This window comes from Candidatus Nanopusillus massiliensis (assembly GCF_920984865.1).
Genome location: NZ_OV100765.1, coordinates 162,953 through 170,012, shown reverse-complemented (window position 1 = coordinate 170,012; position 7,060 = coordinate 162,953). Strand labels below are relative to the sequence as shown.

Genomic DNA, 7,060 nt, shown 5'->3' with positions numbered 1-7,060 from the left:
ATCCAATATTTATTCATATATATAAATTACCATCTGGAAAAGCAATATATAATGTAATAGAACCAGAACTAATGATAATGAAAAGAAAAAATTAGATCAATACAAACAAAAATTGTTAAATATGCAATAGAGGATATTAACTTTAATAATATTGAAGAAGTAAGAAGATATATAATCGACCTATTTAATAAGGTTATTGATTTTCAAAGAAGAAAATTATTTTCTGATAAAGTATATATAAAAAATCAAGAAGAATATGATAAGTTATTATATTTCTTAATTAGGGAAAGATTTGGTTATGGTTTTTTAGAACCATTTTTAAGAGATCCTTATTTAGAGGACGTCCACATATTGGGTTTAGGTCCAATCTATGTTGTATATAAAATATTTGGAATGCTTAAAACAAATAGAGAATTTAAAAATGAGGAAGATTTAAATAAATATATAATTAAATATTCACAAATAGTTGATAGACCTGCATCAGAAACAAGACCAATTGTTAATGCAATATTACCAGAGGATCAAGAGTTAATTTTATATATGGTAAATATATATCTTTACATGGATCTTCATTTACAATCAGAAAATTCTCTGCAAAACCATTAAGTATAACACAATTTAATCCATTTGGTACAATTTCTCCAGAGGAAGCTGCATATTTATGGTTAGCAGTTGAAAATGGAATGAACATAATAATATTTAAAGATAAAGCATCAGGAAAAACTACATTATTAATTGCATTGTCAACATTTATTAAACCAGATGCAAAGGTTTATGCTGTAGAAGATACACCTGAATTAAATATACCACATAATATATGGCAAAGATTGATTACAAGAGAAGTCGGAAAAAGCGCAGATGTATCTATGTATGATTTATTAAGAGCAGCATTAAGATCNAGACCAAATTATATANNAATAGGTGAGATAAGAGGTAAAGAAGGATATGTAGCATTCCAGGCAATGCAAACAGGTCATCCAGTTATGACAACATTCCACTCAGGTAATATAACTTCACTAATAGAAAGATTGACTGAAGAACCAATAAATATACCAATTACATTTATAGATAACTTAAATATTGCTGTATTTCAACATCAGTAACAGTAAAAGGAAGATATGAAAGAAGAGTTCCAAATATATACGAAATAGAAAAATATATTGCAGAATTAAAGAAAGTTGCTGTTAGAGACGTATTTACATGGAATTCTGTACAGGATAAACATATGTTTGTTGGAAAATATAATAGTTATATATTAGAAAAGAAAATTGCACCATTAATGAAAATAAATGATAAAAGAAAGATATACAAAATTTTAGATTATAGAGCTAGAATATTAAAAAAGATGGTTGAAAATGAAATATTTGATTTCTTTGAAGTATGGGAAATATTGAAGAACTTCTATATAAATGGACCTTCATCATTACCATTTTCAGTATAATTAATAAATTTTTCTTAGAATTAATAATTATGGATCGGTATTAAAAAGGCCAAAAATTTTGTTATAAATAATTATGTTGCATAAGAACATTATAAAATTACTTTTAGGAAAAAGCCAGCAATAGAAGTATTGAATGAAGAAAAGGCAAATAAAATAAATAATTTCAGACATTATATAGGATATGAAATATCTGGATATGTTCATTTGGGTACTGCAGTTGTATCTGGATATAAATTAATTGATTTTATGAATTTTGCAGAAACAGAAGTATTTTTAGCAGATTGGCATTCAGTAATAAATAATACATTGCAGTGGGGATCAAGAAGTAATTAAAAGAATTGGAAAAGGATATTTTACTGAAGCAATGAAACAAACAATAAAATCTTTAGGTGGGGATCCTGATAAAATAAAATTTGTATTTTTGGCACAGAAATATATAATAATGATTATTGGGCAGAAGTAATTAAAATTGGAAAAAATACTACATTAAATAGGGTACTAANATCTGTTACAGTTATGGGAAGGAAATACGAAGAATCAATGCCATCTGCAAATTTAATATATCCATTAATGCAAGCCGCAGATATAATATTCCAAAAAATAAACTATTGCACATGCTGGAATTGATCTAAGAAAGGCACATGTAATTACAATTGAATATGCTGATAAAATAAATTATGATTTAATTGCAGTACATCATCAATTAATAACAAATCTACAATTACCGTATGAAACATTCCAAAAATTAAAATCTGGAAATATAAAAGAAGCTAAAGAAGAATTATCTGAACTAAAAATGTCTAAATCTGTACCAGGTTCTGCAATATTTGTTCATGATAGTCCTTTAGAAGTTATTGATAAAATAAATAAAGCATTCTGTCCTCAAAGAGAATTGGAATTCAATCCAATATGGGAGATAGTTGAATATTTAATTTCTAGGGACCAGGAAGGTTATGGGGTAATAAAATATTTGTATGATAATAATTTAGTATAAAATAGAAAATATCAAAAATATAAATTATGACATATATGAAGAATTAAAGAATAGCAATAAGATAAATTGGAATGAAATATATAAAATAATTGATAAAGAATCTAATGAATTATATAAAGATTCATATAAAGATATTGAATTTGAGATAATTAATGAAAAAACTGGAGAAAGAAAAATATATAATAATTTATGGGATTTGAGAAAAGATTGGGTTGAAGGAAAAATACATCCATTGGATTTACAGAAAGCTGTTGGAAAATGGTTGGCAAATAAATTGGAACCTGTATATAAATATTTTACCGATGGACCTGGTAAGAAATATAAGGAAGAACTAGATTCTGTTAAGAGAAGTAGGTAGTTTCATTTATAAATTTTTTTATCAATGATAATTTATGAAGATTGACAATATGATTAACAACTTGACCATGTTAATTAGTTTGTATAGATTACATGCAAAAAAATTATTTAATAGAATACAAGATAGTGAAGCAAAGATGTTATTAATAATGGCATTTAAAGATAATGATATATTAAATATTTTGGAGGATATTGTTGAAAGAAAGAAAATATTTGATGAATATATGAAAAATAATCAAATAAAGAAAGCTTATCTAGTATATAAAGATATTGAATATAAATATAAGTTAGCTGAATCAATATTATATGATAGAATTGAAGATTTAGTTAAAATAAGAGCTTTAGATATTGCAAAATCTAAAAAGAATTAATCTTTTTTCTTTACCTTTTTATAAGGGTATTTTTCCTTTATATGATAAATATACATAAACATCTATAATAATTAATGTTAATATAATCAGTGTTGACATGTAGTATAGGTTTTTATATGGTAAATTAATTCATGTATTCGTTATTATTGCAATAACTATCAATGTAATTATTAACGAAATATAAAGTTCATATTTTGTTGCATACAATTCTTCTTCCATTAATAATTGTTCAATAAAATATTAAAAAATCTGAGCTCAAGACCCTCATCATTTATCAGCCGATGAGTTTTTCTTCATTATAAGATATAATAAAAATTTTATTTTAAAAAGAATTATATTATTCTAGCAAATATATCTAGTATAAGTATGATTGCTAATTTATTTAGCTCAATAATTGATAACAATAAATTATGTAACTCTTATATTCGATACATTATATTTTCTAAATCTTCTAAATCAAATAAATATAAATTATTTTCTTTAATTCTTTCTTTAAAACTTTTTGCAAATATTATGTGTATTTATTTCTTATATCTAAATTTAAGTATTCGGATTTTTCCTTTAGATTTTCTAATATTTCTTTTGGTATTTATATTATCAGAATATTTACTTTCTATTAAATATATATTCCTAGTATTTTTCATTATTTGTATAATCATAATTATACTAATTGTAATTATACATATATAGAAAATATAACGAAAAATTATAGCTCAAGATAAAATACTTAAATGACTAAAAAGTGTATGATTTTAATATTTACTTTCCCAGATTTCTTAATTTCTTTATTTCATTTCCATATTTATTTAATATATCTCTTAATTCTTTTATTTTATTTGCATCTAATATTTCTATCTTTATCCTTTATTTCTGGATATGTATTTTCTAACAATTTCTTTGCCCTTTCTTGATATTTATTATCTAAAACTTTAAATATAATCCCTCAGGTCTAAAAGTTCTATATGCATAAAATAATCTTGAAAGAGAGTTATCAACAGTATTACTATCTACAACTTCAAAAACTGCTACAGGTGGTTGTTTTTCACTATTAAACAATTTATAGACAATATCAAACCTATATTGTTCATCTCCAAATTCAGGATAAGTATAATATCCTAATACTTCACCAATCTCCTGTAACCAAGACTCTACTTCTTCATGATTATAATCAACTTCTTTATTTTCTTCTTTATTCATTTTTTGGTTTTTTGATTTTGGTTCTTTAATTCTGTAATTTTTCCTTTATAATAATTAAACTTATTTCCACATTTATTACATTTATATCTATATACATCAAAAGCCCCATATTTCCATGAACTAATTAATGTTAAATCTTCTGAACCACAAAAGGGACATCTTACCATTATTATGAATTTGTGTAAAATTTTATTAGCATCGCATGTATTTATGCTTCTTCCAGTATATTTGAATAAAACAAAAAACTATTAAATTACTGACATATTTTTCACACTATTTAAGATAATGAAAATAGTTAAATAAAATTAATATAACGTTCTTATTATTTCATACTAAAAACTATATCTAAAATTCTTAAATAATTTATAAATTATAATATTATGCNTCCTAATAGAAATTCTCTAAATCAGTTTGATATTGATGACAAATTCATATGTATTAGAAATGGAATTCTTCAAGCACGTACAGAAGAAGAACTGACGAATTAGAGCATCTACATTGCATTGAAGAAAAAATATTAAAACCATTAAATATACCTTTTGAAGGTAAATATGAATATACTTTAGCTTCTGGTAAGAGAGTAGATGCTTTATATGGACATGTTATTATTGAATACAAAGCCCCTGGTAAATTATCAACAGATTCCGATATTCAAAAAGTAACGGAACAAGCTATTAAATATATAATCACTGAAGCTGGAGACAAAAGTAATTATGTTAAATTTTTAGGAATAATTATTAGTGATAAAATTGCATTTGTTAGATATGATAAAAGAAATAAATATGGATATTAAGAGGACCTTATGAAATTGGAAGATAATCTATTATAAAATTAATAGAAGCTTTAACAGGTTTAAGAAGAAAAATCTTGAGTGCAGAAGAAATTGCTAAAGATTTGGGTTGAATTCTCAAATATCTAAAAGGTCAATAAAATTACTTTATACAAAATTATTAAATACAAAAAATGAAAAAACAAAAATATTATTTGAAGATTGGACGAGATTATTTAAACAGGCCACAGGTTATGATTCAAATAAATTTAAAGAATTAAAAGAATTAGCAGAAGATTATGGATTTGAAAAGTCTAATAATATTCTGATATTCTAATTTTTGCCATATAAACATATTATGCATTGATAATGAAATTAATTGCTGCCGAAATAGCTTATTTATATGGAAGCGGTAGATTTTATAAATCATATATTGTAGAACTTGATAATGCTTATACATCTAAAGGTATTGAAGGTTTAAAAAATATATTAAAAGAATTAGAACGCGGTGGTATATTTAAAAAATTATTAGGTATTGAAAACTTTTTAGAAGNNGATTATTTTTCATGGTATGTTGAAGAAATAGATCAAGAATTAGGAGATGTTATTGCTGAAATTGCAAGAAGACTTTCGTGATTACGAAATAGCAACTCCACAATTAGAACCTGAATTTGCCAGAGATTTATTAAAGAAATTATATCAAAATCTTGTTCCAAGAGAATTAGACATAATTTAGGAGAATATTATACACCTGATTGGTTAGCAGAATTAATAATTAATGAAGTTGGTATTAAGTTATGAAAATTTAGAAACTATGGGAAAAGACGATCCATTAAAACCTTTAGAAATTAGAGTTTTAGATCCTGCATGCGGATCATGTACCTTTCTTATACTTTATATTAGTAGATTAATAAGATATGCCAATAACATTACTTAACAGATACATTACGTAAATATATACTTGAAAATGTTGTTGGTTATGATTTAAATCCATTAGCAGTCTTAACCGCAAGAACAAATTATTTATTAACCATTGCGGATCTATTACAACAAAGTGGATTAGGAAGTATTGAAATTCCAATTTACTTAGCAGATTTTATAATGATTGAAACAAAAGCAGAAATTACTGAAAAGTATTATATATTAAGGACTGCAGTTGGTGAATTTAAAATACCTGTTAATACTNNACAATAATATAGATCTTTTAAGAAAAATATTAGACTAAATAAAAATGTGTTTAGAGAATGGATGTACACCTAAAGAATTTGAATTTAGAATTTCACCATATGGTTTAAATTCTTCAGCAGAAAAAGAGTTTAATTGATCTTTATAAAAAATTACTTGATCTTAGACTACAAGGTAAAGATGATGTATGGATAGCTATAATTAGAAATGCATTTGCTCCAATATNAAAGGGTAAATTTGATTATGTAATTGTAAACCCCCCATGGATAAGATGGGATGACTTGCCTGAACAATATAGAGAATCGAGTAAAGAACTTTGGAAAAAATATGGATTATTAGAAATTGAAGGAAAAACTGGAATCAATAAATTCAAAAAAGATTTATCTATGCTATTCTTCAGCAAGATGTTTTGACTTATATTTAAAAGTAGGTGATAAAATTAGGATTTGTAATAACATTTACAGTATTTAAAACACAAGCAGGTGCTGGATTTAGAAATTTCTTAGTTAGAAAAACAAAAATACAGGTTATTCATGATTTAGAAGATTTATGCCCTTTGAAGGTGCAATNAATAGAACAGGAATTATTATTCGTAGAAAAAGTTTGTGAATGTAGATAATATGAATGATAATGAAATGTACAATTATTAAAGAAATACAGAAAAGAAAATATGAATGGCATTAAACATGTTGTATGGACTGGAAAGAAAATAGATCCAAATACATCTTTAAAAGATGTCATTAAGA

The 7,060-nt window shown here is 24.5% G+C and carries 12 protein-coding genes; 10 read left to right on the top strand and 2 right to left on the bottom strand.

The annotated features are described in order from the left end of the window. Positions 1–351: 351 nt before the first annotated feature. The 8 genes from LUA84_RS01215 to LUA84_RS01185 all read left to right on the top strand — a co-directional run bounded on the left by LUA84_RS01215 (position 352) and on the right by LUA84_RS01185 (position 3,163). The gene (locus LUA84_RS01215) at positions 352–606 is read left to right on the top strand and encodes a hypothetical protein (protein WP_231434061.1); all 255 of its coding nucleotides are present in this window, start codon (positions 352–354) and stop codon (positions 604–606) included. Then, positions 510–1,103: a type II/IV secretion system ATPase subunit gene (locus tag LUA84_RS01210; protein ID WP_308112651.1), complete on the top strand. Its 594-nt coding sequence runs from the start codon at positions 510–512 to the stop codon at positions 1,101–1,103. The genes LUA84_RS01215 and LUA84_RS01210 overlap by 97 nt, the downstream gene beginning before the upstream one ends. Positions 1,104–1,225: 122 nt before the next feature. Continuing rightward, on the top strand, positions 1,226–1,441 hold the full coding sequence (locus LUA84_RS01205) for a hypothetical protein (RefSeq protein WP_231434060.1): 216 nt from the start codon (positions 1,226–1,228) through the stop codon (positions 1,439–1,441). A 129-nt stretch (positions 1,442–1,570) separates the two neighbouring features. Beyond that, on the top strand, positions 1,571–1,774 hold the full coding sequence (locus tag LUA84_RS01200) for a hypothetical protein (RefSeq protein WP_231434059.1): 204 nt from the start codon (positions 1,571–1,573) through the stop codon (positions 1,772–1,774). Between the two features lie 78 nt (positions 1,775–1,852). Continuing rightward, positions 1,853–2,068, top strand: a complete 216-nt coding sequence (locus tag LUA84_RS05050; protein WP_457913326.1) for a hypothetical protein — start codon at positions 1,853–1,855, stop codon at positions 2,066–2,068. Then, the gene (locus tag LUA84_RS01195; RefSeq protein WP_308112649.1) at positions 2,049–2,435 is read left to right on the top strand and encodes a nucleotidyl transferase family protein; all 387 of its coding nucleotides are present in this window, start codon (positions 2,049–2,051) and stop codon (positions 2,433–2,435) included. Before LUA84_RS05050 ends, LUA84_RS01195 begins: the two co-directional genes overlap by 20 nt. Positions 2,436–2,631: 196 nt before the next feature. After that, positions 2,632–2,793, top strand: a complete 162-nt coding sequence (locus LUA84_RS01190) for a hypothetical protein (protein WP_231434058.1) — start codon at positions 2,632–2,634, stop codon at positions 2,791–2,793. 67 nt (positions 2,794–2,860) lie between these two features. After that, positions 2,861–3,163, top strand: a complete 303-nt coding sequence (locus tag LUA84_RS01185; RefSeq protein ID WP_231434057.1) for a hypothetical protein — start codon at positions 2,861–2,863, stop codon at positions 3,161–3,163. Between the two features lie 921 nt (positions 3,164–4,084). On the opposite strand, the gene LUA84_RS01180 is transcribed toward LUA84_RS01185, so the two are convergent. Both LUA84_RS01180 and LUA84_RS01175 read right to left on the bottom strand, forming a co-directional pair. Next, positions 4,085–4,360 (bottom strand): hypothetical protein, encoded by a 276-nt coding sequence (locus LUA84_RS01180; RefSeq protein ID WP_231434056.1) that lies wholly within the window; start codon positions 4,358–4,360, stop codon positions 4,085–4,087. After that, the gene (locus LUA84_RS01175) at positions 4,357–4,527 is read right to left on the bottom strand and encodes a PaaD family protein (protein WP_231434055.1); all 171 of its coding nucleotides are present in this window, start codon (positions 4,525–4,527) and stop codon (positions 4,357–4,359) included. The genes LUA84_RS01180 and LUA84_RS01175 overlap by 4 nt, the downstream gene beginning before the upstream one ends. 732 nt (positions 4,528–5,259) lie before the next feature. Between LUA84_RS01175 and LUA84_RS01170 the strand changes: the two genes are divergently transcribed. Both LUA84_RS01170 and LUA84_RS05045 read left to right on the top strand, forming a co-directional pair. Beyond that, positions 5,260–5,466, top strand: coding sequence for a hypothetical protein (locus LUA84_RS01170; RefSeq protein ID WP_231434054.1), 207 nt, complete (start codon positions 5,260–5,262; stop codon positions 5,464–5,466). 958 nt (positions 5,467–6,424) lie between these two features. Further along, entirely contained in the window at positions 6,425–6,727 is a 303-nt protein-coding gene (locus tag LUA84_RS05045; RefSeq protein ID WP_457913325.1) for an Eco57I restriction-modification methylase domain-containing protein, read from the top strand. Positions 6,728–7,060: the final 333 nt, after the last annotated feature.

Excerpts from the sequence above, each read along its gene's own strand:
- LUA84_RS01185 (WP_231434057.1), top strand. The coding sequence starts at position 2,861 with ATGTTAATTAGTTTGTATAGATTACATGCAAAAAAATTATTTAATAGA.
- LUA84_RS01205 (WP_231434060.1), top strand. The coding sequence starts at position 1,226 with ATGTTTGTTGGAAAATATAATAGTTATATATTAGAAAAGAAAATTGCA.
- LUA84_RS01175 (WP_231434055.1), bottom strand. The coding sequence starts at position 4,527 with ATGGTAAGATGTCCCTTTTGTGGTTCAGAAGATTTAACATTAATTAGT.
- LUA84_RS01180 (WP_231434056.1), bottom strand. The coding sequence starts at position 4,360 with ATGAATAAAGAAGAAAATAAAGAAGTTGATTATAATCATGAAGAAGTA.